Annotated in this window: 25 protein-coding genes and 2 tRNA genes; 7 read left to right on the top strand and 20 right to left on the bottom strand. The window is 54.8% G+C overall.

Features of this window, described 5'->3' with window-relative positions; genetic code table 11:
* Nucleotides 1–124: 124 nt before the first annotated feature.
* The 6 genes from truB to IB144_RS02725 all read right to left on the bottom strand — a co-directional run bounded on the left by truB (nt 125) and on the right by IB144_RS02725 (nt 6540).
* A complete protein-coding gene (truB, locus tag IB144_RS02750) occupies nt 125–1069 on the bottom strand; it encodes a tRNA pseudouridine(55) synthase TruB (protein ID WP_004144892.1) in 945 nt (314 codons plus the stop codon).
* Nucleotides 1069–1470, bottom strand: a complete 402-nt coding sequence (rbfA, locus tag IB144_RS02745; protein ID WP_002918248.1) for a 30S ribosome-binding factor RbfA — start codon at nt 1468–1470, stop codon at nt 1069–1071. The genes truB and rbfA overlap by 1 nt, the downstream gene beginning before the upstream one ends.
* Nucleotides 1471–1572: 102 nt before the next feature.
* Nucleotides 1573–4263, bottom strand: coding sequence for a translation initiation factor IF-2 (gene infB, locus IB144_RS02740; protein WP_002918250.1), 2691 nt, complete (start codon nt 4261–4263; stop codon nt 1573–1575).
* 24 nt (nt 4264–4287) lie between these two features.
* Complete coding sequence (nusA, locus tag IB144_RS02735; protein ID WP_002918252.1) at nt 4288–5775, bottom strand: transcription termination factor NusA; 1488 nt, start codon at nt 5773–5775, stop codon at nt 4288–4290.
* Between the two features lie 27 nt (nt 5776–5802).
* Nucleotides 5803–6255, bottom strand: a complete 453-nt coding sequence (rimP, locus tag IB144_RS02730) for a ribosome maturation factor RimP (protein ID WP_002918364.1) — start codon at nt 6253–6255, stop codon at nt 5803–5805.
* Nucleotides 6256–6463: 208 nt separating this feature from the next.
* Nucleotides 6464–6540: transfer RNA gene (locus tag IB144_RS02725), tRNA-Met, on the bottom strand.
* Nucleotides 6541–6847: 307 nt separating this feature from the next.
* On the opposite strand from IB144_RS02725, the gene argG reads away from it, so the two are divergent.
* The 3 genes from argG (at nt 6848) to IB144_RS02710 (ending at nt 9883) form a co-directional block, all read left to right on the top strand.
* Entirely contained in the window at nt 6848–8191 is a 1344-nt protein-coding gene (gene argG, locus IB144_RS02720; protein ID WP_004144895.1) for an argininosuccinate synthase, read from the top strand.
* Between the two features lie 169 nt (nt 8192–8360).
* Nucleotides 8361–8990, top strand: coding sequence for a winged helix-turn-helix transcriptional regulator (locus IB144_RS02715; RefSeq protein ID WP_004174150.1), 630 nt, complete (start codon nt 8361–8363; stop codon nt 8988–8990).
* A gap of 341 nt (nt 8991–9331) precedes the next feature.
* Nucleotides 9332–9883 carry a YfaZ family outer membrane protein gene (locus IB144_RS02710; protein WP_065888798.1) on the top strand — a complete coding sequence of 184 codons (552 nt, stop codon included), beginning with the start codon at nt 9332–9334 and terminating at the stop codon, nt 9881–9883.
* A 49-nt stretch (nt 9884–9932) separates the two neighbouring features.
* Here IB144_RS02710 and IB144_RS02705 read toward each other — a convergent pair whose 3' ends face one another.
* The 7 genes from IB144_RS02705 to rlmE form a co-directional block, all read right to left on the bottom strand.
* The gene (locus IB144_RS02705; protein WP_074187748.1) at nt 9933–10172 is read right to left on the bottom strand and encodes a hypothetical protein; all 240 of its coding nucleotides are present in this window, start codon (nt 10170–10172) and stop codon (nt 9933–9935) included.
* Nucleotides 10173–10469: 297 nt separating this feature from the next.
* Nucleotides 10470–10556, bottom strand: a tRNA-Leu gene (locus tag IB144_RS02700).
* 9 nt (nt 10557–10565) lie between these two features.
* A complete protein-coding gene (secG, locus tag IB144_RS02695; protein ID WP_002918369.1) occupies nt 10566–10895 on the bottom strand; it encodes a preprotein translocase subunit SecG in 330 nt (109 codons plus the stop codon).
* 229 nt (nt 10896–11124) lie between these two features.
* On the bottom strand, nt 11125–12462 hold the full coding sequence (gene glmM / locus IB144_RS02690) for a phosphoglucosamine mutase (RefSeq protein WP_002918370.1): 1338 nt from the start codon (nt 12460–12462) through the stop codon (nt 11125–11127).
* A complete protein-coding gene (gene folP / locus IB144_RS02685; RefSeq protein ID WP_002918371.1) occupies nt 12455–13303 on the bottom strand; it encodes a dihydropteroate synthase in 849 nt (282 codons plus the stop codon). The genes glmM and folP overlap by 8 nt, the downstream gene beginning before the upstream one ends.
* A gap of 93 nt (nt 13304–13396) precedes the next feature.
* On the bottom strand, nt 13397–15331 hold the full coding sequence (gene ftsH / locus IB144_RS02680) for an ATP-dependent zinc metalloprotease FtsH (protein ID WP_002918372.1): 1935 nt from the start codon (nt 15329–15331) through the stop codon (nt 13397–13399).
* A gap of 99 nt (nt 15332–15430) precedes the next feature.
* Nucleotides 15431–16060: a 23S rRNA (uridine(2552)-2'-O)-methyltransferase RlmE gene (rlmE, locus tag IB144_RS02675; protein WP_002918373.1), complete on the bottom strand. Its 630-nt coding sequence runs from the start codon at nt 16058–16060 to the stop codon at nt 15431–15433.
* Between the two features lie 123 nt (nt 16061–16183).
* On the opposite strand from rlmE, the gene yhbY reads away from it, so the two are divergent.
* On the top strand, nt 16184–16477 hold the full coding sequence (gene yhbY, locus IB144_RS02670) for a ribosome assembly RNA-binding protein YhbY (RefSeq protein WP_002918374.1): 294 nt from the start codon (nt 16184–16186) through the stop codon (nt 16475–16477).
* A gap of 152 nt (nt 16478–16629) precedes the next feature.
* Here the strand turns inward: yhbY and greA are convergent, their stop codons facing one another.
* Nucleotides 16630–17106, bottom strand: a complete 477-nt coding sequence (gene greA, locus IB144_RS02665; RefSeq protein WP_002918375.1) for a transcription elongation factor GreA — start codon at nt 17104–17106, stop codon at nt 16630–16632.
* A 235-nt stretch (nt 17107–17341) separates the two neighbouring features.
* Here greA and dacB point away from each other — a divergent pair, with 235 nt between their 5' ends.
* Nucleotides 17342–18775 carry a serine-type D-Ala-D-Ala carboxypeptidase gene (gene dacB, locus IB144_RS02660; protein WP_002918376.1) on the top strand — a complete coding sequence of 478 codons (1434 nt, stop codon included), beginning with the start codon at nt 17342–17344 and terminating at the stop codon, nt 18773–18775.
* Between the two features lie 51 nt (nt 18776–18826).
* Here dacB and cgtA read toward each other — a convergent pair whose 3' ends face one another.
* The 4 genes from cgtA to rplU all read right to left on the bottom strand — a co-directional run bounded on the left by cgtA (nt 18827) and on the right by rplU (nt 21669).
* Entirely contained in the window at nt 18827–20005 is a 1179-nt protein-coding gene (cgtA, locus tag IB144_RS02655; protein ID WP_002918377.1) for an Obg family GTPase CgtA, read from the bottom strand.
* 15 nt (nt 20006–20020) lie between these two features.
* Nucleotides 20021–20986: a DMT family transporter gene (locus tag IB144_RS02650; RefSeq protein WP_004149938.1), complete on the bottom strand. Its 966-nt coding sequence runs from the start codon at nt 20984–20986 to the stop codon at nt 20021–20023.
* A 93-nt stretch (nt 20987–21079) separates the two neighbouring features.
* Entirely contained in the window at nt 21080–21337 is a 258-nt protein-coding gene (gene rpmA / locus IB144_RS02645; protein WP_002434222.1) for a 50S ribosomal protein L27, read from the bottom strand.
* 20 nt (nt 21338–21357) lie between these two features.
* The gene (rplU, locus tag IB144_RS02640; protein WP_002918379.1) at nt 21358–21669 is read right to left on the bottom strand and encodes a 50S ribosomal protein L21; all 312 of its coding nucleotides are present in this window, start codon (nt 21667–21669) and stop codon (nt 21358–21360) included.
* 260 nt (nt 21670–21929) lie between these two features.
* On the opposite strand from rplU, the gene ispB reads away from it, so the two are divergent.
* Both ispB and sfsB read left to right on the top strand, forming a co-directional pair.
* On the top strand, nt 21930–22901 hold the full coding sequence (ispB, locus tag IB144_RS02635; protein WP_004144907.1) for an octaprenyl diphosphate synthase: 972 nt from the start codon (nt 21930–21932) through the stop codon (nt 22899–22901).
* 199 nt (nt 22902–23100) lie between these two features.
* Nucleotides 23101–23373, top strand: coding sequence for a DNA-binding transcriptional regulator SfsB (gene sfsB / locus IB144_RS02630; RefSeq protein WP_002918381.1), 273 nt, complete (start codon nt 23101–23103; stop codon nt 23371–23373).
* A gap of 55 nt (nt 23374–23428) precedes the next feature.
* Here the strand turns inward: sfsB and murA are convergent, their stop codons facing one another.
* On the bottom strand, nt 23429–24688 hold the full coding sequence (murA, locus tag IB144_RS02625; protein WP_002918382.1) for a UDP-N-acetylglucosamine 1-carboxyvinyltransferase: 1260 nt from the start codon (nt 24686–24688) through the stop codon (nt 23429–23431).
* A gap of 53 nt (nt 24689–24741) precedes the next feature.
* Nucleotides 24742–24996, bottom strand: a complete 255-nt coding sequence (ibaG, locus tag IB144_RS02620) for a BolA family iron metabolism protein IbaG (RefSeq protein WP_004144910.1) — start codon at nt 24994–24996, stop codon at nt 24742–24744.
* Between the last annotated feature and the right edge of the window lie 26 nt (nt 24997–25022).

The raw sequence follows: 25022 nt of genomic DNA, 5'->3' as shown, positions 1-25022 counted from the left end.
AAGAAAGGGTGCCGATCTCTAATTCAGCGACCCCTGATGCAACGCCCGAAAATGTTAAAACACGTTAGCGGACGTTAAGCGGCGATATTCTACTCGTAGCAGGCTTTTATCGCAAGAAAAGCGCTTACGCCGGGTATTCCACCACCAGACGACGCGGGGCCACGCGGCCTTCATCGTCAATTTCGCCCATGCCGAGAAACTTGCCGGACTCGCTCTCCATCACTCGCACCAGCCCGTTAAGCGGCGCGCCTGACTGACGTACCGGGTTGCCGTTCTTAAAGTAGACTGCGGAGGTTTCTGGAATATTAACCAGCGGGTAATCCGAGGCCGGGCTGTCCATCGGCATCAGCAGCGGATCAAGCAACTGAGCGGCAGGAATATCCTGCGCCGCCGCCTCATCGACCAGCGCCTGCAGCTGCTCGAGGGTCACCATCCGCTCGACCGGGTATTTGCTTACCGCCAGGCGACGCAGGAAAATCACGTGCGCGCCGCAGCCGAGCTTCTCACCTAAATCATCGATAATCGTCCGGATGTAGGTGCCTTTCGAGCAGTGGATCTCCAGCTCCAGCTCATCGCCTTCGCGGCGAATAAACAGCAGCTCATAGACGGTTATCGGCCGGGCTTCCCGCGGAACTTCAATACCCTGGCGAGCATATTCGTATAGCTTCTTGCCCTGATATTTCAGCGCCGAATACATCGACGGCACCTGCTGCGTCTCGCCGCGAAAGCTGTCCAGCGCCGCCGCCAGCTGTTCGTCGCTAAAAGTCAGCGGGCGCTCTTCCACCACCTGACCGTCGGCATCGGAGGTATCCGTGCGCTGGCCAAGTTTGGCGATCACGCGGTAACGCTTATCGGAGTCCAGCAGATACTGGGAAAACTTGGTCGCTTCGCCAAGGCAGATCGGCAGCATACCGGTCGCCAGCGGATCCAGCGCGCCGGTATGCCCGGCGCGGTTGGCGTTATAAATACGTTTTACTTTCTGCAGCACATCGTTACTGGAGGCGCCCTGAGGCTTGTCCAGCAACAATACGCCATGCACGTCGCGGCCGCGACGACGAGGACGACTCATCAGTCCTCCTTGCTGTCGTCCGGGTTCACACGACGCTCATCGTCGTGTTTCACCACGCTGGTGACCAGGTTGGACATACGCATCCCTTCCACCAGTGAGTTGTCGTAGAAGAAAGTCAGTTCCGGTACGATGCGCAGACGCATCGCTTTCCCCAGCAGAGAGCGGATAAAGCCAGAAGCTTCCTGCAGCGCTTTGATGCCCGCTTTCACCGCGGCTTCATCTTTGTCGTTAAGGAAGGTGACATACACCTTGGCATAGGCCAGGTCACGGGACATTTCCACACCGGAAACGGTGGTCATCATGCCCAGACGCGGATCTTTAATTTCACGCTGCAGGATGATGGCAATCTCTTTTTGCATCTCCTGGGCCACACGCTGCGGGCGACCAAATTCTTTCGCCATAATAAGTTCTCCAGAATAAAGACAAAAAAGGGGCCAAAAGCCCCTTTTTAAAATGATTGCCGGGTGGCGCTTCGCTTCCCCGGCTGCTTAGCCATCAAATGATTAATCGATGCTACGCTGGATTTCGATGATTTCGAACACTTCGATCATATCGCCAACGCGAACGTCGTTGTAGTTCTTCACGCCGATACCACATTCCATGCCGTTACGGACTTCGTTAACGTCATCTTTGAAGCGGCGCAGGGATTCCAGCTCGCCTTCATAGATAACCACGTTGTCACGCAGAACGCGGATTGGGTTGTGACGTTTGATCGTCCCTTCGGTAACCATACAGCCCGCGATGGCGCCGAATTTCGGCGATTTGAAGACATCACGCACTTCAGCCAGACCGATGATCTGCTGTTTCAGTTCCGGAGACAGCATGCCGCTCATCGCCGCTTTCACTTCGTCGATCAGGTTATAGATGACGGAGTAGTAACGCAGATCCAGGCTTTCCGCTTCGATAACTTTACGCGCAGAGGCATCGGCACGAACGTTGAAGCCAACCAGAATCGCATTGGATGCTGCTGCCAGGGTAGCGTCGGTTTCGGTGATACCACCTACGCCGGAACCGATGATCTTCACTTTCACTTCGTCGGTAGACAGTTTCAGTAAGGAATCGGAAATCGCTTCGACAGAACCCTGTACGTCCGCTTTCAGTACGATGTTCACTTCGTGAACTTCGCCTTCGGTCATGTTAGCGAACATGTTTTCCAGTTTAGATTTCTGCTGACGCGCCAGCTTAACTTCACGGAATTTGCCCTGACGATACAGCGCCACTTCACGCGCTTTTTTCTCGTCACGCACTACGGTCACTTCATCACCGGCAGCCGGCACACCGGACAGGCCGAGGATTTCCACCGGAATGGACGGACCCGCTTCCAGCACTTCGCGACCCAGTTCGTCACGCATCGCGCGCACACGGCCATATTCGAAGCCGCACAGAACAATGTCGCCCTTGTGCAGAGTACCTTCGCGAACCAGAACGGTAGCTACCGGACCACGACCTTTATCAAGGAAGGATTCGATGACCGCGCCGCTCGCCATACCGTTGCGGACCGCTTTCAGCTCAAGAACTTCAGCCTGCAGCAGGATCGCGTCCAGCAGGTCGTCGATGCCGGTACCCGCTTTCGCGGAAACGTGGACGAACTGGCTCTCGCCGCCCCACTCTTCCGGCAGGATGCCGTACTGGGACAGTTCGTTCTTCACGCGATCCGGATCGGCTTCTGGCTTATCGATCTTGTTCACCGCCACTACCACCGGTACCTGCGCCGCTTTAGCGTGCTGGATAGCTTCGATAGTCTGCGGCATCACGCCGTCGTCTGCCGCCACCACCAGAACCACGATATCCGTCGCCTGCGCGCCACGAGCACGCATGGAGGTAAACGCGGCGTGGCCCGGGGTATCCAGGAAGGTGATCATGCCGTTGTCGGTTTCGACGTGGTAAGCACCGATGTGCTGGGTAATACCACCCGCTTCGCCGGAGGCAACCTTGGTAGAACGAATGTAGTCCAGCAGCGAGGTTTTACCGTGGTCAACGTGCCCCATAATGGTCACGACCGGTGCGCGCGGTTCAGCCGCCGCGCCGGTGTCACGGTCGCTCATTACGGCTTCTTCCAGTTCGTTTTCACGACGCAGGATAACTTTGTGGCCCATCTCTTCGGCAACCAGCTGTGCGGTTTCCTGGTCGATGACCTGGTTGATGGTCGCCATGGCGCCCAGCTTCATCATCGCTTTGATGACCTGAGAACCTTTCACCGCCATCTTGTTAGCCAGTTCGCCAACGGTGATGGTTTCGCCGATTACGACGTCACGGTTAACGGCCTGCGCTGGCTTCTGGAAGCCCTGCTGCAGAGCGGAACCTTTACGGTGCTTACCGCCTTTACCGCCGCGAACGGCCGCGCGGGCTTCTTCACGATCAGCTTTCGATTCAGCGTGTTTGTTGCCTTTCTTCGCCGGACGAGCCGCTTTGCTGCTACGGCTACGGCCGCGACCGCCTTCGACTTCACGATCGTTATCATCTTCAGCCTGACGAGCATGCTGTGATGTGGTGACGTGATAGTCGCTGCTATCTTCCGGGCTGTCTGAGGTTTCAGACCAATTTTTTTCGTTTTCTTCAGCCATACGGCGTGCTTCTTCCGCTACACGGCGCGCTTCTTCTTCAAGTTTGCGGCGTGCTTCTTCTTCCGATTTGCGCTTCAATTCCGCGGCTTCGTTCTCGCGACGGATCTTTTCAGCCTGGGCGGTTTTGGTCATTTCGTCGGTATGTTGATTGCTCACTTTGTCTTTTTCCGCAGCTTCACGTTTCGCTTTATCAGCGACTTCACGTTTAGCTTGTTCTGCGGCCTCACGTTCAGCTTTTAATTGCGCCTCGCGTTTCGCTGCTTCTTCAGCTTCACGACGGGCCTGCTCTTCCGCTTCACGCTGCGCCTGCTCTTCCGCGGCCAGGCGTTCAGCCTCTTGCGGATCGCGTTTCACAAAGGTGCGTTTCTTGCGGACTTCGATTTGTACCGATTTACTCTTTCCACCGGTACCTGGAATATTCAACGTACTGCGCGTCTTACGCTGTAACGTCAGCTTGTCTGGCGCCGAGCCGTGTTCACGGTTCAGGTGCGTCAACAAAGTTTGTTTCTCTTGCGAGGTCACAGAATCATCAGCCGATTTGCGGATGCCTGCGTCAGCAAATTGCTGTATCAGGCGATCCACAGAGGTCTGAATCTCTGAGGCCAGCGCTTTAATAGTCACATCTGTCATGCTGTTCCTTCCTGCTACAGTTTATTACGCTTCGTCGCCGAACCAACAAATGTTGCGAGCGGCCATGATGAGCTCGCCAGCTTTCTCGTCGGTCATCCCTTCGATATCAGCCAGGTCATCAACGCCCTGCTCGGCGAGATCTTCCAGCGTACAAACACCACGGGCAGCCAGTTTGAATGCCAGGGCACGATCCAGACCTTCGAGATTCAACAGATCATCGGCAGGTTTGTTATCTCCCAGGCTTTCTTCCTGAGCCAGCGCCAGCGTAGTCAGTGCGTTTTTCGCACGCTCACGAAGTGCTTCAACGGTGGCTTCATCCAGACCGTCGATTTCCAGCAGTTCTTTCATCGGCACATAGGCCAGCTCTTCCAGCGAGGAGAAGCCTTCTTCAACCAGCACTGTCGCGAAATCTTCATCAATATCAAGATATTTGGTGAAGGTATCGATAGCGGCATGCGCTTCCGCCTGGTGCTTAGCCTGCAGATCGTCAACGGTCATGACGTTGAGTTCCCAGCCGCTGAGCTGTGAAGCCAGGCGGACGTTCTGACCGTTACGGCCGATCGCCTGCGCCAGGTTGCCCGCTTCTACCGCGATATCCATGGTGTGTTTATCTTCATCCACCACGATGGACGCGACGTCTGCCGGCGCCATAGCGTTAATCACGAACTGCGCCGGGTTATCATCCCACAGGACGATATCGATGCGTTCACCACCCAGCTCAGTCGACACGGCCTGCACACGCGCACCGCGCATACCGACGCAAGCGCCAACCGGGTCGATGCGCTTGTCGTTGGTTTTCACCGCGATTTTGGCACGAGAGCCCGGATCGCGAGCCGCTGCTTTGATCTCCAGCACTTCTTCACCGATTTCCGGCACTTCGATGCGGAACAGTTCGATCAGCATCTCAGGTTTGGAACGGGTGACGAACAGCTGGGCGCCACGCGCTTCCGGACGGACAGCGTACAGTACGCCGCGAATGCGGTCGCCCGGACGGAAGTTTTCACGCGGCAGCATATCTTCACGCAGGATCACGGCTTCAGCGTTGTTACCCAGATCCAGTGTGATATTGTCGCGGTTCACTTTTTTCACCACGCCGGTGATGATCTCACCTTCGTGCTCGCGGAACTGATCGACCACCATCGCGCGCTCGGCTTCGCGGACTTTCTGCACGATAACCTGCTTAGCGGTCTGGGTGGTGATACGGTCGAAGGTAACAGATTCGATCTGATCTTCGACATAGTCGCCGACGTTCATGCTTTCATCTTCGAAACGCGCTGCTTCCAGCGTGATCTCGCGCGTCGGCTGGGTGACTTCTTCTACAACCAGCCAACGACGGAAGGTATCGAAATCGCCGCTCTTGCGGTCGATTTCAACGCGAACGTCGATCTCTTGTTCGTATTTTTTCTTGGTGGCCGTTGCCAGCGCGCTTTCCAGCGCTTCGAAAATTTTCTCACGCGGCAGCGCTTTTTCGTTGGAAACGGCTTCAACAACAGCCAAAATTTCTTTGTTCATCGGGGCCTTTCACCTCAATCCAGACTGTTAAAAGTGGGGAACCAGGTTCGCCTTCTGGATGTTACTCAGCGCGAACACTTCATCTTTGCCTTCGACGGTTACCGTGATCATCTCACCGTCTACCGCTTTGATAATGCCCTGCCATTTGCGGCGGTTCTGAACCGCCATGCGCAGCACCAGCGCAACTTCTTCGCCGGTGAAACGTTGATAGTGTTCGGCGGTGAACATCGGACGGTCAAGACCAGGCGAAGAGACTTCCAGGTTGTAAGCGACAGTGATCGGGTCTTCGACATCCATGACGGCGCTTACCTGGTGGCTCACATCAGCACAATCATCAACGTTGATGCCATCTTCACTATCAATATAGATGCGCAGTGTGGATGTGCGACCGCGAATAAATTCGATGCCGACCAGCTCAAAGCCAAGCGCTTCAACCGGCGCAGTGAGCATCTCTGTCAATTTTTGCTCTAATGTGGACAAACCCACCCCCAAGACATAAAAAAAGGGCGTATAGCCCAGTTATTCTGAAGTCAGATAACAAAAAACCCCGATAAATCGGGGCTTTAGATAACTGAACCCTGAGATCGCCATGGCGATCTGGAACACCTTCCGCAAGAATTCTTTCAAATTCGGCTACGAAGGACACCTAGTCCTCACAGTATATTTGAAAAAGTACTTAATGGGAAAGTGGTTGCGGGGGCCGGATTTGAACCGACGACCTTCGGGTTATGAGCCCGACGAGCTACCAGGCTGCTCCACCCCGCGCCTGAAACGTGGCATATTTTACTCTTTATGAGCAAAAGACGCAAATACTGCTGGGATTTGGTACCGAAGACGGGACATAAAATCGAGATGAATTGTAACGGTGATTAGTATATTTTGTCAACATGCTTTTTAGCGCCCCCGATTGCCGTTTGTGCTGGTATTTCAGGCTTTTTTAGCAAAAAGATGATGAAGCACTTCCTGTCGCCAGTAAAAGATGGTTAAATGAATACTCACAATTAATGCATAAAAATGCAGTTAAGGTTGTTGGGTCGAACTCACCACAGTCTATCGAGCAGGGTTTTATTTTATGACGACGATTCTCAAGCATCTCCCGGTTGGTCAACGTATTGGTATCGCTTTCTCTGGTGGACTGGATACCAGCGCCGCGCTGTTATGGATGCGCAAAAAAGGCGCCGTGCCTTATGCATATACCGCTAACCTGGGTCAACCGGACGAAGACGACTACGATGCTATCCCGCGCCGCGCGAAAGAGTACGGCGCTGAAGGCGCCCGTCTGATCGACTGCCGCAAACAGCTGGTCGCAGAAGGGATCGCCGCGATTCAGTGTGGCGCTTTCCATAACACCACCGGTGGGTTGACCTACTTCAACACCACGCCGCTAGGCCGCGCGGTCACCGGCACCATGCTGGTGGCGGCGATGAAAGAAGACGGCGTTAACATATGGGGCGATGGCAGCACCTATAAAGGCAACGATATCGAACGTTTCTATCGTTACGGCCTGCTGACCAACGCTGAACTGCAGATTTACAAACCGTGGCTGGACAGCGACTTTATCAATGAGCTCGGCGGTCGTCACGAAATGTCCGAATTTATGATCGCCTGCGGCTTTGATTACAAGATGTCGGTCGAAAAAGCCTACTCCACCGACTCCAATATGCTCGGCGCGACCCATGAAGCGAAAGATCTCGAATTCCTGAACTCCAGCGTCAAGATCGTCAACCCGATTATGGGCGTGAAGTTCTGGGACGAAAACGTGAAGATCCCTGCGGAAGAGGTCACCGTACGCTTTGAGCAGGGCCATCCGGTGGCGCTGAATGGTAAAACCTTTGCCGATGACGTCGAGATGATGCTGGAAGCCAACCGCATCGGCGGTCGTCACGGCCTGGGCATGAGCGACCAGATTGAAAACCGGATTATCGAAGCGAAAAGCCGCGGCATTTATGAAGCTCCGGGGATGGCGCTGCTGCATATTGCCTACGAGCGTTTGCTGACCGGAATCCATAACGAAGATACGATTGAGCAATATCACGCCCACGGTCGCCAGTTGGGCCGCCTGCTGTATCAGGGCCGCTGGTTTGATTCCCAGGCGCTGATGCTGCGTGATTCGCTGCAGCGCTGGGTCGCCAGCCAGATCACCGGCGAAGTCACCCTCGAACTGCGTCGCGGTAACGACTACTCGATCCTTAATACGGTATCAGACAACCTGACCTATAAAGCGGAGCGTCTGACCATGGAAAAAGGCGATTCCATGTTTACTGCCGAAGACCGTATCGGCCAGCTGACCATGCGTAATCTGGACATCACCGATACCCGCGAGAAGCTGTTCGGCTATGCCCAGTCTGGCCTGCTGAGCGCCTCCTCGGCAACCGGTTTACCGCAGGTTGAAAATCTGGAAAACAAAGGCAAATAATCGCCTGACAATGTTGCTTTCCGCCGGCGGATCACCGCCGGCTTTTTATTTTGAATGACCCACCAACGTAAAAAAAATGCCATGACGCATTTTTTCCTTATCGCCAGACCAGCAAAACTGTTGACTATAATAGCCTCAATTGATTAATTCATATCTGGTGATACACATCATGAATATTAAACCGCCGATCAGGCCGCAAAAGACCATTGACCGACTGATCGATGTACTTGAGCCACACGCGACCCCCGTTAACGCGATCGCCAGAAAAAGACTGACATGGGAATATAAAGGCAAAACCCAGCTCTTTATTTTTAAAAAAGGCGAGCTGTCGATTATTCGTAATTCCGACAGGCTACTGATGGTGACCGTCTATGAGCCGCATCTTTTCGGCGTGGCGGAAATGCTGCAGCCCAGCCGCAGCCACAGCCTGCGAGCCGAGGTATCATGCGAACTGCTACGGATCGACCACGACCTGGCTTCGGCGCTTTTTCGTCAGCATAACCTGTGGGAAGAGGTGACCAGCCTGTTGGCTTATCATACCTCGTATATGGTGTATCGTGACGATCTGGTCCTGCAGCAGCGTACCTATTCGGTCATCCGTAACCATCTGCTGGAGATGATGCTATTAAGCGAAGAGACCCGACAGCGAGTATCTATTCTTGAGTATATTCAGGACAGGACCCTTCTGTCGCGTAGCAGTATTCTCAATGTATTGTCAGCATTAAAGAAAGGCGGTTATATTGCCTTTGCCCGCGGCGGTTATTTACAAAATATCGTCTCACTTCCTGAAAAATTCTGACCTGCACTCCTCCTATCATTTATTGTTATTTGCTGCAGCGGGGAAGATGTTTAAATTTAAACCAATAACCGTTACCGCTAAAAGAACAAAAATTTTATGCTAAGCGCCTGGGTTTCCCGGAAGACAATCTATTCCTGAGTTCGCCAGCAGACGACCACAAACGGCGTTAACCGCCGGGTCTGCACCGGCTCAGGATATGCCAGCGGAAATCGGCCAGACGTGTGCGGCGGTAGCGAGAGTTGCCCCCTCGCCTGCCGCGACCATAACAATGAGATGCACGAACCCGTTAATTATGCCCGAACGCCCATATCGGGCTTTTTTTTATCTGAAGGAATTTAATAATGAAGTCTATTGCTGCAAAAATGGTTGCCGTAACGATCGCTTTGGGAGCCAGCAGCGCTGCCTGCGCAGCCGTTAACCTGCATGGAGAAGCTGGCGCCGAGTTTACCAATCTGTCCGCCAGCTTTGGCGCCGGGGAACCGGGTATGACGTTCAGTTCTCAGTGGGCTCATAGCGACAACGACGGAGATAGTGTAGGACTGGGAATGGGTTATAACTTTAACCTTGGCCCTTTTCTGATGACCCTGGGCGGTAAGGCGGTCTATCTGAACCCAAAAGATGGTGATGAAGGTTACGCCATCGCCGCCAGTGGTGGCGCTGAACTCCCCCTTGGTCAGTATTTCACGCTTTTCGGCGAGGGCTATTACTCACCGGACTCAATGTCCAGCGGCGTTGAGGATTATGTGGAGGCCAATGCCGGGGTACGCCTTAACGTGCTCCCGTCTCTGAATATCGAAGCTGGCTATCGCTATATTGATATGGCAGGGAAAGATGGCAATCGCGATAACACGCTGGCCGACGGCGCTTACGCCGGGGTTAACTTCCGCTTTTAACTCTTCACAGGGATTGCCGGTCGACAGTCCCTGTTTCATTCTCAGCTGGTCAGCGGCACGCTTTCAGTACGCGGTTGATCTCTTGTAGGCCCGCAACATTATTCTCTTTGCGGTAAACCTCATTCATGGACGCCATCTGCTCCAGGCGGGTCAGGGCGCCATACACTTTATACGCCTCGCTGTGTCTGTCGAACACATCGCGGCGCTCCACGTCCTGCAGATAATGACTTTTCAACGAATGGTTAAGGCGACTAATCAGTGCCGTATTGTCCTGGAAATAGCGCCTCACCGCCTGGGCATGATTCGCTGTAGTCCCAGACTCACTGGGCGATACCGGTACGGTTAGCGCATTAATCGTCTCCACCGTTTGGGAGGGCGATGTTGAACTGCACCCAGCTAAACCGAGCACGCCGGCGACGATAAGCAACCCGATCTTGTTCATTGTGTCACTTCACCTCTGTTAATTTGACGAGGCGACTTTAACGACAGTAAAAGGAGGCAACCAGCGAAGAGATGTTTATAAATAAATGGCCAGCGGGGACAAAAACAAAAAAAAACGCTTTTCAGCGTCTTTTTTCTGGAATATTGGTACCGAGGATGGGACTCGAACCCACAAGCCCGTTAGGGCACTACCACCTCAAGGTAGCGTGTCTACCAATTCCACCACCTCGGTACAGAATACTTAGTGCGGGATATCGCTGGTCGGCTGAGCCGGCGCAGTTGGCTGAGTTTGCTCCGTTTTCGGCGCGCTCAGATTATCCCACTCACTTCCTTTACTGGTCTTGTTGCTGTTGATATTACCCAGCGCCAGACTGATGATGAAGAACAGCGCAGCCAGGATGCCGGTCATACGGGTCATAAAGTTGCCAGAACCGCTGGACCCAAACAGTGTGCCGGAAGCGCCTGCACCGAAGGAGGCTCCCATATCAGCGCCTTTACCTTGCTGCAGCATAACCAGACCTACAAGGCCAATCGCTACAATAAGGAAAACAACCAAAAGAGCTTCGTACATAATCAACCTGTTCCTTGCGGATTCGCCGCATACCAAGTGCTTCGACCAATAAAGCGGGACGTTTTAACGTTTCCCACTGAAGCGGGTGTGAATACTAACCAAAGCGAATGACCTTCGCAAGGGCAATTTCGACACATTGTATCAACTGCAGAAAAAAACAGCAAAAAGCCAATTTTCGATCATAAAAAAGGCGGCAAGCGCCGCCTTTTTAACCACTTAGCCGGCAAAGCTAAACGCTTTTTACCGCCTCAGCGATGCGGTGCGCAAACTCGTGCACCTGATCTTCATGCTCGCCTTCCACCATCACGCGGATTAGCGGCTCCGTACCCGATTTACGCAGCAGGACACGGCCGCGTTTTCCTAACGCCGCCTCCACTTCCGCGGTCACCGCTTTGACGTGCTCATTCTCCAGCGGGTTACCGCTGCCCTCGGTAAAGCGGACATTCACCAGCAGCTGAGGGAACATTTTCATCCCGCTGCACAGGTCATGCAGGCTCATGTGGTTGCGGACCATCGCCGCGACCACCTGCAGGCTGGCAACAATGCCATCGCCGGTGGTGGTTTTATCCAGCAGGATCACATGGCCGGAATTTTCCGCACCGATGCGCCAGCCTTTTTCCTGGAGCATCTCCAGTACATAGCGGTCACCGACCTTCGCGCGGGCAAACGGGATGCCTAACTGCTTGAGCGCCAGCTCCAGCCCCATATTACTCATCAGCGTGCCGACGGCGCCGCCGCGCAGTTGCCCCTGACGCAATCCTTCCCGGGCTATGATATAGAGGATCTGGTCGCCATCGACTTTATTGCCTTCGTGGTCAACCATAATCACCCGATCGCCATCGCCGTCGTAGGCAATACCCAGATCGGCTTTTTCCGCCAGCACGCGCGCCTGCAGCGCCCGCACGTCAGTGGCGCCGACCTCTTCGTTGATGTTGAGACCATCTGGCTCGCAGCCCATCGCGATAACCTGGGCTCCCAGCTCGCGGAAGACATTAGGGGCGATGTGATAGGTCGCGCCGTGCGCGCAATCCACCACCACTTTCAGCGTTCCCAGGCTCAGTTCGTTGGGAAAGGTACCCTTACAAAATTCAATGTAGCGCCCCGCCGCATCGACGATACGGCTGGCTTTGCCCAGCTCAGCCGAATCCACGCAGGTGAGCTCTTTCTCCATTTCGGCTTCAATCGCCTCTTCGACATCATCCGGCAGTTTGGTGCCCTCAATGGAGAAGAATTTAATGCCGTTGTCGTAGAAAGGGTTATGTGAAGCAGAGATAACAATCCCCGCCTCGGCGCGGAAGGCGCGCGTCAGGTAGGCGATGGCCGGTGTCGGCATAGGCCCGGTGAACGACGCAGAGAGCCCCGCTGCCGCCAGTCCAGCTTCCAGCGCCGATTCCAGCATATAGCCCGAAATACGGGTATCCTTGCCGATGATAATTTTACGCGAACCGTGACGCGCTAACACTTTGCCCGCCGCCCAGCCCAGCTTGAGCACAAACTCCGGAGTGATCGGCGCATCGCCGACGCGGCCACGAATACCATCGGTGCCAAAATACTTGCGGTTACTCATAACGTTTTTTTCCCTTAGCGGCGAGGGTGGCTTCCACCACGCGCAGCGCTTCTACCGTTTCTTTGACATCATGGACGCGGATAATCTGCGCGCCCTGCATTGCTGCAATGACGGCACACGCCAGGCTGCCGTTCAGCCGCTCCGACGGCCCGACGTTCAGCAACTGACCTACCATCGACTTACGTGACATACCGACCAGCAGCGGCAGACCAAAGTGATGAAACTCCCCAAGCCTGGCCAACAGTTGGTAATTGTGGGAGAGATTTTTACCGAAACCGAATCCCGGGTCGAGCAGCAATTTTTCTTTTGCGATCCCCGCCTGTTCGCAGCGCACAATGTGCTCATTAAAAAAACGCTCAACATCGGCGAAGACATCCTCATACTTCGGCGCCTCCTGCATGGTTTTTGGTTGTCCCTGCATATGCATCAGACACACCGGCAGTCCGGTTTCCGCGGCGGCCTGCAGCGCGCCGGGCTCGGTCAGCGAACGAATATCGTTGATGATATGCGCCCCGGCCCGGGCCGATTGGCGAATAACCTCCGCCTTGGAGGTATCCACTGAGATCCATACCTCAAAGCGCTGGGCAATGGCTTCAACCACCGGTATCACCCGCGCAAGCTCCTCTTCCACACTAACCTCAGCCGCCCCTGGCCGCGTCGATTCACCGCCGATATCAATGATGGTCGCGCCGGCGTTGATCATCAGATTGGCATGCTTCACCGCCTCAATCAGCGAATTATGGGCGCCGCCATCGGAGAAGGAGTCAGGCGTCACATTTAGAATACCCATCACGTGAGGGTGAGAGAGATCGAGGGTTGAGCCCTGGGCTACAAGTTTCATCACAAAATCCCTGAGACTGAAGAGGTTAAAAAAGAAAAACCCCGGAGCGGACGCCCGGGGTTTTAAGGTTAAACAAGCATCAACAGCGGTAGCTTACTTGTCGCCCAGCTGCTCTGACATGGTGTTGCCCGGGTTCGGCGTACGCGGTTCATCAACCGGACGCGGCGCACGAGGCGTGCCATTGTTGTCAGAGTTGTTAGAAGAACCAGGTTCTTCCCAACCCGCTGGCGGACGAACTTCGCGACGAGCCATCAGGTCGTCAATCTGCGGCGCATCGATGGTCTCATACTTCATGAGCGCATCTTTCATCGCGTGCAGAATGTCCATGTTGTCGTTCAGCAGCTGGCGAGCACGACCGTAGTTACGCTCAATCAGCGATTTCACTTCCTGGTCGATGATACGCGCGGTTTCATCGGACATATGCTTCGCTTTCGCGACGCTACGGCCGAGGAAGACTTCACCCTCTTCTTCCGCATACAGCAGCGGACCGAGTTTGTCGGAGAAGCCCCACTGGGTCACCATGTTACGCGCCAGGTTCGTCGCCACTTTAATATCGTTGGACGCACCGGTAGAAACATGTTCCGGACCGTAGATAATCTCTTCCGCCAGACGACCGCCGTACAGGGTGGAGATCTGGCTTTCCAGTTTCTGACGGCTGGCGCTGATTGCATCGCCTTCCGGCAGGAAGAAGGTCACACCCAGCGCACGACCGCGCGGGATAATCGTCACTTTGTGCACCGGATCGTGCTCCGGCACCAGGCGACCAATAATCGCGTGGCCCGCTTCATGATAAGCAGTAGACTCTTTCTGCGCTTCCGTCATCACCATGGAGCGACGTTCCGCACCCATCATGATTTTGTCTTTCGCTTTCTCGAACTCAACCATCGACACAACGCGTTTGTTACCGCGGGCAGCAAACAGCGCCGCTTCGTTGACCAGGTTGGCCAGATCCGCACCGGAGAAGCCCGGGGTACCGCGCGCAATGATTGCCGCATCGATATCCGGCGCCAGCGGAACGCGACGCATATGCACTTTCAGGATCTGCTCACGACCGCGAACATCCGGCAGGCCAACCACCACTTGGCGGTCAAAACGGCCCGGACGCAACAGCGCGGGGTCAAGAACGTCCGGACGGTTAGTCGCCGCGATAACGATGATACCTTCGTTACCTTCGAAGCCGTCCATCTCAACCAGCATCTGGTTCAGGGTCTGCTCACGTTCATCGTGACCACCGCCCAGGCCTGCGCCACGCTGGCGGCCGACGGCGTCGATTTCATCGATGAAGATGATGCAAGGCGCGGCTTTCTTAGCCTGTTCGAACATGTCACGCACACGAGAAGCGCCCACACCGACGAACATTTCGACGAAGTCAGAACCGGAAATGGTAAAGAACGGTACCTTCGCTTCACCAGCGATCGCTTTCGCCAGCAGCGTTTTACCGGTACCCGGAGGGCCGACCATCAGGACGCCTTTCGGGATTTTACCGCCCAGTTTCTGGAAGCGGCTCGGCTCACGCAGGTATTCTACCAGCTCGCCGACTTCCTCTTTCGCTTCGTCACACCCGGCAACGTCTGCAAAAGTGGTTTTGATCTGGTCTTCCGTCAACATACGGGCTTTGCTTTTGCCGAAGGACATCGCGCCCTTCCCGCCGCCGCCCTGCATTTGCCGCATAAAGAAGATCCAGACGCCGATCAGCAGCAGCATTGGGAACCAGGAGATGAAGATGGAAGCCAGCAGGCTCGGCTCTTCTGGTGGTTCGCCAACAACTTTGACGTTTTTAGTCAACAGGTTATCGAGCAGCTTCGGATCGTTAACCGGAATGTAAGTCGTGTAACGGTTACTATCTTTCTTGGTAACGTTGATCTCACGTCCGTTGATACGCGCTTCGCGAACCTGGTCCTGATTGACCTCTTGCAGGAAGGTAGAATAATCCACCTTGCGGCCATTCGACTCGCTGGGCCCAAAGCTCTGGAATACTGACATCAGCACAACGGCAATGACCAGCCAGAGTATTAGGTTTTTCGCCATGTCACTCAAGGGATTAACCTCTTATTACAACTGTGTTAAAAACAGCGTCAGGATACTCTATATCCAGTTTCTTTCAAACTTTCGTTTGAAATCTGCCGGTTATGGTTTACGCCCGGTCGCTACAATATACACTTCACGCGAACGAGCGCGGGAAGAGTCCGGCTTACGAACTTTGACCTTCGTAAACAGGGAGCGAATTTCTCGAAGATACTCATCGAAGCCTTCGCCCTGGAACACCTTCACTACAAAACTACCACCTGGCGCTAATACATCACGAGACATTTCAAGCGCCAGTTCTACCAGATACATAGCCCGGGGAATATCCACCGCCGGTGTTCCGCACATATTCGGCGCCATATCGGACATGACAACTTGGACTTTACTGTCGCCCACTCGCTCAAGTAACGCTTTCAGGACTAATTCATCACGAAAATCGCCCTGAAGGAAGTCCACACCAACGATTGGATCCATTGGTAAAAGATCGCAAGCGATGATGCGGCCGCTGTTGCCGATCTGCGTGACCGCATACTGCGACCAGCCACCGGGAGCAGCACCGAGGTCGACTACCGTCATCCCCGGCTTAAAAATTTTGTCACTTTGCTGTATTTCATCAAGTTTAAACCAGGCACGGGAACGTAACCCCTTTTTCTGTGCCTGTTGAACATATTTATCGCTAAAGTGTTCCTGAAGCCAGCGGCTTGAGCTGGCAGAACGCTTTTTACCTGTCATTTATCATTCCCGTTCGGGTTCATCGTACTTTACTGCGTAAAAATCGACGCGGTAGTTTGGCGATATATGGGAGATGGCGGTAGAATGACCCGTTTTCAATCCCAACGTAAGCAAAAAAATACGATGAATCTGAGTACTAAACAAAAACAGCACCTGAAAGGTCTGGCACATCCGCTCAAGCCGGTAGTTATGCTTGGCAACAATGGTTTGACCGAAGGGGTACTGGCCGAGATCGAACAAGCGTTAGGGCACCATGAACTCATCAAGGTGAAGATCGCCTCAGAAGATCGCGAAACAAAAGCCTTGATCGTGGAAGCCATCGTACGCGAAACCGGCGCCTGTAACGTACAGGTCATCGGTAAAACGCTGGTTCTGTACCGCCCAACGCCAGAGCGTAAAATCTCGCTGCCACGCTAAGAATATCCTGAATCTCGACACAACTTTGTGTAAAACGAGGGATTTCTGCGGCCAGGCGAGCAAAATGCCATGCTCCTGACGTTGATAAAAGGCCGCTATGCGGCCTTTTTCCTTTCTTTACAATCTATAAACATCGTAGCGGGAAATACGCCTTACAGGTATTCAACCTTGGTAATTTCGTATTCCACTTCCCCACCCGGGGTACGGATAGTCACGACGTCATCCTGCTCTTTGCCGATCAGACCGCGGGCGATCGGCGAGTTCACGGAGATCAGATTCTGCTTAAAATCAGCTTCGTCATCGCCCACGATGCGGTAGGTCTGTTCCTCGTCGGTATCGAGGTTCAGCACGCTGACGGTAGAACCAAAAATCACCCGGCCGTTGTTCGGCATTTTGGTGATATCGATAACCTGCGCGTTAGACAGCTTCGCTTCGATATCCTTGATACGCCCCTCGCAGAAACCCTGCTGCTCACGCGCGGCGTGATACTCGGCATTCTCTTTCAGATCGCCGTGTTCACGGGCCTCAGCAATAGCGGCAATGATTTCAGGACGACGCACAGACTTCAGATAATCCAGTTCTTCGCGCAGTTTTTCAGCGCCACGTAAGGTCATCGGAATCGCTTGCATTAGTTATACCTCTTTATCATTCCTTCAGGGAACGGATAGCTCCGCTCCGCCACCTGTCCTGCCCACGGGCAGGACACGAGCAAAAAGAAACCGACCCGGGAAACACTCCCCAGGTCAGCAGCAATTTTTCATTTGATGGGTATTTTACCCCGAAGTTCATTATGGGTCATCGTTTACTTTACTGGGCGTTGCACCGTAGTATGACGGCCTGGCTTCAGGTTGTTAGCGCGAGATTATGCGATTTCCCAGATTTATCATCGGATTGACCGCCGGTATAGCGCTTAGCGCTCAGGCGGCGAATATTGACGAGTACATCAACCAGCTTCCCGCCGGTGCGAACCTTGCCTTTATGGCGCAAAAGGTCGGCGCATCGACGCCGGAAATCGACTATCACAGCCAGCAAATGGCGCTCCCGGCCAGTACGCAAAAGGTCATCACCGCGCTGGCGGCTCTGCTGCAACTGGGGCCCGATTTTCGCTTTACCACCACGCTGGAAACCAAAGGTTCCCTTGACGGCGGCGTGCTGAAAGGCGACCTGATTGCACGCTTCGGCGGCGATCCGACGCTTAAACGGCAGGATATTCGCAATATGGTGGCGACGCTGAAAAAAGCCGGCGTGCAGCGTATCGAAGGCAATGTGCTCATCGATACCTCGGTCTTCGCCAGCCATGACAAAGCGCCCGGCTGGCCGTGGAACGACCTGACGCAGTGCTTCAGCGCCCCGCCGGCGGCGGCGATTGTCGACCGTAACTGCTTCTCTGTCTCGCTGTATAGCGCGCAGAAACCGGGCGATGTCGCCTTCATTCGCGTTGCATCCTATTATCCGGTCACCATGTTCAGCCAGGTGCGAACGCTGGCGCGTGGCTCATCGGAAGCCCAGTATTGCGAGCTCGACGTGGTGCCGGGCGATCTCAATCGCTATACTCTCACCGGCTGCCTGCCGCAGCGTAGCGAGCCGCTGCCTCTGGCCTTCGCCATTCAGGATGGCGCCAGCTATGCCGGAGCGATCCTCAAAGCCGAGCTGGCCCAGGCGGGGATCACCTACAGCGGCACGCTGCTGCGCCAGACGCTGGCCAATGAGCCCGGCACCGTGCTGGCAACCAGCCAGTCGGCTCCGCTGCACGATCTGCTGCGGATCATGCTGAAGAAGTCAGACAACATGATTGCCGACACCGTCTTTCGCACCATCGGCCACGCCCGGTTCGGCGTACCTGGCACCTGGCGGGCGGGCTCCGATGCCGTACGGCAGATCCTGCGTCAACAGGCTGGGGTCGATCTCGGCAACACTATCATCGCCGACGGCTCTGGCCTGTCGCGCCACAACCTGATCGCCCCGGCGACCATGATGCAGGTGCTGCAGTATATCGCCCAGCACGATACCGAGCTCAACTTCATCTCCATGCTGCCGCTGGCGGGCCATGACGGATCGCTGCAGTATCGCGCCGGTCTTCATCAGGCGGGCGTCGATGGTAAAGTTTCGGCGAAAACCGGGTCGCTCCAGGGGGTTTATAACCTCGCAGGCTTCATCACTACCGCCAGCGGACAAAAGATGGCCTTCGTGCAATATCTCTCCGGATACGCCGTGGAGCCAGCTGATCAGCGCAATCGCCGCATCCCACTGGTCCGCTTTGAAAGCCGCTTGTATAAAGATTTGTACCAGAACAATTAAAACAAAAGGGCCGCATCAGATGCGGCCCTTTTTGATCCAGAGAAGTCAGGATTAGCGTTTGTAGATGAATTCGACGCCTTCTTCGTCGTCCTCATCCCAGTCGTCATCCCAGTCTTCGTCATCTTCTGCTTCGGCTTCGGCCTCTTCAAGCTGCTGACGGTGATAGTCGTCCCACATAAACTCGACTTTCTCCGGCTTCTGCTCTTCTTCCGCCTGCACGATCGGGTTTTCGATGATGAAGGTCATCACGTCCCAGCATAGCTCTTTCACGCCCTGCTGGCTGGCCGCGGAGATCAGGTAGAATTTCTCTTCCCAACCCAGCGCTTCGGCAATCGCTTTGGCTTTGGCTTCGGCTTCGGCCTTGTCCATCAGGTCAATCTTGTTGAAAACTAACCAGCGTGGTTTGGAGGCTAGCTTCTCGCTGTATTTCTCCAGCTCGCCGATGATAATGCGCGCATTCTCAACCGGATCGGAGCCGTCGATCGGATCGATATCGATGAGGTGCAGCAGTACGCGGCAGCGCTCGAGGTGCTTGAGGAAGCGGATACCGAGGCCTGCCCCTTCCGCTGCGCCTTCAATCAGCCCCGGGATATCGGCAACTACGAAGCTCTTTTCATTGTCCATACGCACCACGCCCAGGCTTGGCACCAGGGTGGTAAACGGATAGTCAGCCACTTTCGGCTTGGCGGCGGAGACCGCACGGATGAAGGTGGATTTGCCGGCGTTCGGCATCCCCAGCATCCCGACATCGGCCAACAGCATCAGCTCCAGCTGCAGGTCGCGTTTATCACCCGGGGTACCCATGGTTTTCTGACGCGGCGTACGGTTAACGGACGATTTGAAACGGGTGTTGCCCAAACCGTGCCAGCCGCCTTTCGCCACCATCAGACGCTGACCGTGTTTGGTCATATCGCCCATGGTCTCGCCGGTGCCCTGATCGATAACCCGGGTGCCGACCGGCACTTTTACCGTCACGTCTTTACCGCGCTTACCGGTACAGTCGCGGCTTTGACCATTCTGCCCACGTTCGGCGCGGAACGATTTTTCAAAACGGTAGTCGATCAGGGTGTTCAGGTTCTCGTCCGCTTCCAGCCAGACATCGCCGCCATCGCCGCCATCGCCGCCGTCCGGACCGCCTTTCGGAATATACTTTTCGCGGCGGAAGCTTACGCAACCATTGCCGCCGTCACCTGCTACGACCAGGATCGTTGCTTCATCTACAAACTTCATTTTACTCTCCGTAAATCATTCGCCTGAGCGGGGCAGCGGTACTACCGCCTCTCGCTTACGCCAACGTCCCCAAAGACGATGACCGATGGCGGAATACATCGCGCCCGCAACCACGACAAACGCACCGAGATAACCAATCAGGTTTAACATCGGTCTGGCGAAAACATCGGGCCAGGCCATTGATAATAAATCAGAAAACAGTAGCGTAAACAGTGGCGTCAAGGTGATTAACGCGCTGACCTGCGCCGCCTGCCAGCGCGCCATGGCTTCCGCCAGCGCCCCGTAGCCAACCAGGGTATTCAGCCCGCAAAAAATCAGGCATGCCAGTTGCCAGCTGCTTAACCGGGAAATCACTCCGGGCTCAGCAAGCGGCAGTAATGCAATCGTACACAAAGTGTACAGCAAAAATAGTATCTGCTGTGATGCCAGACGGCGCAATAACACCTTTTGCGCGACGCCGTAGCTTACCCACACCGTAGCGGCAGCAACGCCGAAAATTACCCCCCACGTGTAGTCCGTCAGGCGGGTAAAGATTTCAATCAGACTGGTATTGAAGAACATCACCAGCCCGCTGAGCAGCATCAACGCGCCCACCACCTGGGTGCCGCGCATGCGCTCTTTCAGAATTACGACGCTAGCCACCATCATCCCCACCGGCGATAGCTGGCCGATGACCTGAGAAGCCGTGGGGCTGAGGTATTGCAGGGAAGAACTAAACAGGATGAAGTTACCGAACAGACCGCCGGTGGCAATCGCTAATAACACCAGCCAGCGCGGCTTGCGAAAAATTCGCATCGGCGGCAGTTTGCCTTTGATCGCGAGGATCGCGCCAAGCCCAATGCTGGCCATCAGGAAGCGATAAAAGACCACCGTAGGCGGCGCCATCACCTCGAGAACCTGTTTCATTGCAATCGGCAACGCTCCCCAACACATTGCGGTGGTAAGCGCCAGAATAATGCCAATCCCAGCCTGCTGCTTCATGCCTGTTTCCCTGCAAAAATTTTCCGGTAGACGAATGTAAAAAGCCCCGCAACGTGTTGCGGGGCTTTCATCCGTTACCGGGACGCGAAAAACTTATTCAGCAACGATGCTGATGAATTTACGGTTTTTCGGGCCTTTAACTTCGAACTTGACTTTACCGTCAGTCAAAGCGAACAGAGTGTGGTCACGGCCGCAACCAACGTTGGTACCAGCGTGGAATTTAGTACCACGTTGACGAACGATGATGCTACCTGCCAGAACTGCTTCACCGCCGAAACGTTTTACGCCCAGACGTTTAGCTTCTGAATCGCGACCGTTACGAGTCGAGCCGCCAGCCTTTTTATGTGCCATTTAAATCTACTCCTCAGGTCTTAGGCGCTGATGCCAGTGATTTTCACATCAGTGAACCACTGACGATGGCCCTGCTGCTTACGATAGTGTTTACGACGACGAAACTTAACGATTTTAACTTTCTCGCCACGACCGTGAGCAACAACTTCAGCTTTGATTACGCCGCCCTCAACGAAAGGAACGCCGATCTTGATTTCTTCACCGTTTGCGATCATCAGCACTTCAGCGAATTCAACAGCTTCGCCAGTTGCGATGTCCAGCTTTTCCAGGCGAACGGTCTGACCTTCGCTTACTCGGTGTTGTTTACCACCACTTTGGAAAACCGCGTACATATAAAACTCCGCTTCCGCGCACCTCTTTATGTGATTCAGAGTGCGCTATAAATATTCACAATAGGGCGCGAATATTACGCAAAACGCGAGCCTTTGACAAGAGCGATTAGCGATCAATGCAGAAAAAAAACACAACTTTCACGACAACGTTTATCTACGGCAATTTTTCAGTACAATCATATCTTCTTTTAATTCTGTCTTAATCCTTCTGTGATCCCACCTGGATTCATGGTAACAGGACATTTGGCCCGGCTTTTGCGATGAATTTAGAAAAAATCAATGAGTTAACCGCGCAAGATATGGCGGGTGTCAATGCGACGATTCTTGAGCAACTCAACTCCGATGTTCAGCTTATCAATCAGTTAGGCTATTACATCGTCAGCGGCGGCGGCAAACGCATTCGCCCGATGATTGCTGTGCTCGCCGCACGCGCGGTGGGCTATCAGGGGAGCGCGCATGTCACCATTGCCGCGCTGATTGAATTTATTCATACCGCCACCCTGCTGCATGACGACGTCGTCGATGAGTCTGATATGCGTCGCGGCAAAGCCACGGCCAATGCGGCGTTTGGCAATGCCGCCAGCGTGCTGGTCGGCGATTTTATCTATACCCGCGCCTTTCAGATGATGACCCAGCTGGGCTCACTGAAGATCCTTGAGGTCATGTCGGAAGCGGTGAACGTCATTGCCGAAGGCGAAGTGCTGCAGCTGATGAACGTCAATGACCCGGATATCACCGAAGAGAACTACATGCGCGTTATCTACAGCAAGACGGCGCGCCTGTTTGAAGCTGCCTCGCAGTGTGCGGGACTGCTGGCCGACTGCACTGCGGAAGAAGAGCGCGCGTTGCAGGATTATGGCCGCTATCTCGGCACCGCTTTCCAGCTAATCGACGATTTACTCGATTATAGCTCTGACGGCGAGCGGCTCGGTAAAAACGTCGGTGACGACCTGAACGAAGGTAAACCCACGCTACCGCTGCTGCACGCCATGCACCATGGCACACCCGATCAATCAGCGATGATCCGCGGTGCGATCGAGCAAGGCAACGGCCGCCATCTACTGGATGCTGTGCTGGAAACGATGGCGACCTGCGGTTCGCTGGAATGGACGCAGAAGCGTGCCGAAGAAGAAGCTGACAAAGCCATTGCCGCGCTGCAGATCCTGCCGGACACGCCCTGGCGCGAAGCCTTGATTGGGCTGGCGCATATTGCAGTCCAGCGCGATCATTAATCCCCCCTCCTTTCCCGCGCGACGCGCGCGGGAAAGTTCCAGTAAAATGCCATTTCTCTCCCTAAACTTCCGAATATCTTGATAGATTCTGAATATTCTGGCGCTTTAACAGAACTTGTTAGAACCCTACATAGTACGCGGGTATAGTGTCTCTATCGCCCATGTGGGACGATCTGGACCTTTAACACCAGGAGAATTTATGGATAAGTTCATCGACTGGCATCCCGCAGATATTGTTGCGGGATTACGTAAACGGGGAACATCGCTGGCGGCAGAGTCGCGACGGCACGGACTAAGTTCTTCAACGCTGGCGAACGCCCTGACCCGCCCCTGGCCGAAAGGCGAATTGATTATCGCCACGGCGCTGGAAACGCAGCCGTGGGTCATCTGGCCGTCACGCTACCACGACCCGGTGACTCATGAGTTTATCGACAGAACGCAGATGATGCGTCAGAAGAAGATCGACAAGTGATGTGATTGCTCGACAGCGCCCCGGAACAACGTCCCGGGGCGCTGTCAGGACGCGGTTACTCGCCCTTCACGCGTTGAATATTGGCGCCCAGGGCCTGCAGTTTATCTTCGATACGCTCATAGCCGCGATCGATATGATAGATGCGATCGACGATGGTGGTCCCTTCAGCGATACAGCCGGCCAGCACCAGGCTCGCCGACGCGCGCAAATCGGTCGCCATCACCTGCGCGCCAGAAAGCTGCTTCACGCCGTGACAGATAGCGGTATTGCTCTCGATCTCCGCGTGCGCGCCCATACGGATCAGCTCCGGAATGTGCATGAAGCGGTTTTCAAAGATCGTTTCGGTGATCACGCCGGTCCCTTCCGCTACCAGGTTAAGCAGCGTGAACTGGGCCTGCATATCGGTCGGGAAGCCCGGGTGCGGCGCGGTACGCACGTTGACCGCTTTCGGACGGTTGCCGTGCATATCGAGGCTGATCCAGTCTTCGCCCGTTTCGATGTCAGCCCCGGCGTCGCGCAGCTTCGCCAGTACGGCATCCAGGGTATCCGGCTGCGCGTTACGGCAGAGGATCTTGCCGCCGGAAATCGCCGCGGCCACCAGGAAAGTCCCGGTTTCAATACGGTCAGGCAGCACACGGTAGACGCCGCCGCCCAGGCGCTGCACGCCTTCGATGGTAATGCGATCGCTACCCTGGCCTGTGATTTTTGCGCCCAGCGCGTTCAGGAAGTTGGCGGTATCGACAATCTCCGGCTCGCGAGCGGCGTTTTCAATAATCGTCGTTCCCTCCGCAAGCGTCGCTGCGCTCATGATGGTTACGGTGGCGCCGACGCTCACCTTATCCATCACAATATGCGCGCCTTTCAGGCGACCGCTGACCGAGGCTTTGACATAACCTTCTTCCAGTTTGATCTCGGCGCCTAGCTGCTCCAGACCGCTAATATGCAGATCGACCGGACGCGCGCCGATAGCGCAGCCGCCAGGCAGAGAAACTTGACCCTGACCGAAACGCGCCACCAACGGGCCCAGCGCCCAGATAGAGGCGCGCATGGTTTTCACCAGATCGTACGGAGCACAGAATACATCGACCGGGCCGGCGTCAATCCATACCGAACCATTGCGCTCGACCTTCGCGCCCAGCTGGCTCAGCAGCTTCATGGTGGTATCGATGTCTTTCAGCTTAGGTACGTTTTGGATCTCTACCGGCTCTTCGGCAAGCAGCGCGGAAAAGAGGATTGGCAGGGCGGCGTTTTTTGCCCCGGAGATGGTGACTTCACCCTGAAGGCGAGTCGGCCCCTGAACACGGAATTTATCCATTGATTCTGTTCTCTATTAAAAATTCACATACGCTGCAGGGGATCCCCCACAGCTTAGAAGCCATTGAGTTTGCGGTCTCGCGCCCACTCCTGCGGAGTAAAGGCCTTGATCGACAGCGCATGGATGCGGTTGTCGGCAATATATTCCATCAGCGGCGCGTAGACGCTCTGCTGCTTTTTCACCCGACTCATGCCATCGAACATCTCACCCACAGCAATAACCTGAAAGTGGCTGCCATCGCCAGAGACGTGGACTTCCTGGAGGGGGAGTGCGTTCATCAGCACGGTCTGAATTTCATGATTTTCCATGGGCTCAAATTTATCTGATAGTGAAA

The organism is Klebsiella sp. K4, assembly GCF_014596785.2.
GTDB classification, from domain to species: domain Bacteria; phylum Pseudomonadota; class Gammaproteobacteria; order Enterobacterales; family Enterobacteriaceae; genus Klebsiella; species Klebsiella pneumoniae.
The sequence above is the reverse complement of the archived record's forward strand: the minus strand, read 5'-3'. Positions and strand labels throughout refer to the sequence as shown.

Coding starts and splice junctions, on each gene's coding strand:
- sfsB (WP_002918381.1), top strand. CDS start 23,101: ATGGATAAGTTCATCGACTGGCATCCCGCAGATATTGTTGCGGGATTA.
- ftsH (WP_002918372.1), bottom strand. CDS start 15,331: ATGGCGAAAAACCTAATACTCTGGCTGGTCATTGCCGTTGTGCTGATG.
- glmM (WP_002918370.1), bottom strand. CDS start 12,462: ATGAGTAACCGCAAGTATTTTGGCACCGATGGTATTCGTGGCCGCGTC.
- rplU (WP_002918379.1), bottom strand. CDS start 21,669: ATGTACGCGGTTTTCCAAAGTGGTGGTAAACAACACCGAGTAAGCGAA.
- ispB (WP_004144907.1), top strand. CDS start 21,930: ATGAATTTAGAAAAAATCAATGAGTTAACCGCGCAAGATATGGCGGGT.
- dacB (WP_002918376.1), top strand. CDS start 17,342: ATGCGATTTCCCAGATTTATCATCGGATTGACCGCCGGTATAGCGCTT.
- rpmA (WP_002434222.1), bottom strand. CDS start 21,337: ATGGCACATAAAAAGGCTGGCGGCTCGACTCGTAACGGTCGCGATTCA.
- yhbY (WP_002918374.1), top strand. CDS start 16,184: ATGAATCTGAGTACTAAACAAAAACAGCACCTGAAAGGTCTGGCACAT.
- IB144_RS02710 (WP_065888798.1), top strand. CDS start 9,332: ATGAAGTCTATTGCTGCAAAAATGGTTGCCGTAACGATCGCTTTGGGA.
- nusA (WP_002918252.1), bottom strand. CDS start 5,775: ATGAACAAAGAAATTTTGGCTGTTGTTGAAGCCGTTTCCAACGAAAAA.
- argG (WP_004144895.1), top strand. CDS start 6,848: ATGACGACGATTCTCAAGCATCTCCCGGTTGGTCAACGTATTGGTATC.
- rlmE (WP_002918373.1), bottom strand. CDS start 16,060: ATGACAGGTAAAAAGCGTTCTGCCAGCTCAAGCCGCTGGCTTCAGGAA.
- rbfA (WP_002918248.1), bottom strand. CDS start 1,470: ATGGCGAAAGAATTTGGTCGCCCGCAGCGTGTGGCCCAGGAGATGCAA.
- greA (WP_002918375.1), bottom strand. CDS start 17,106: ATGCAAGCGATTCCGATGACCTTACGTGGCGCTGAAAAACTGCGCGAA.
- murA (WP_002918382.1), bottom strand. CDS start 24,688: ATGGATAAATTCCGTGTTCAGGGGCCGACTCGCCTTCAGGGTGAAGTC.
- infB (WP_002918250.1), bottom strand. CDS start 4,263: ATGACAGATGTGACTATTAAAGCGCTGGCCTCAGAGATTCAGACCTCT.
- cgtA (WP_002918377.1), bottom strand. CDS start 20,005: ATGAAGTTTGTAGATGAAGCAACGATCCTGGTCGTAGCAGGTGACGGC.
- IB144_RS02650 (WP_004149938.1), bottom strand. CDS start 20,986: ATGAAGCAGCAGGCTGGGATTGGCATTATTCTGGCGCTTACCACCGCA.
- truB (WP_004144892.1), bottom strand. CDS start 1,069: ATGAGTCGTCCTCGTCGTCGCGGCCGCGACGTGCATGGCGTATTGTTG.
- IB144_RS02715 (WP_004174150.1), top strand. CDS start 8,361: ATGAATATTAAACCGCCGATCAGGCCGCAAAAGACCATTGACCGACTG.
- folP (WP_002918371.1), bottom strand. CDS start 13,303: ATGAAACTTGTAGCCCAGGGCTCAACCCTCGATCTCTCTCACCCTCAC.
- secG (WP_002918369.1), bottom strand. CDS start 10,895: ATGTACGAAGCTCTTTTGGTTGTTTTCCTTATTGTAGCGATTGGCCTT.
- ibaG (WP_004144910.1), bottom strand. CDS start 24,996: ATGGAAAATCATGAAATTCAGACCGTGCTGATGAACGCACTCCCCCTC.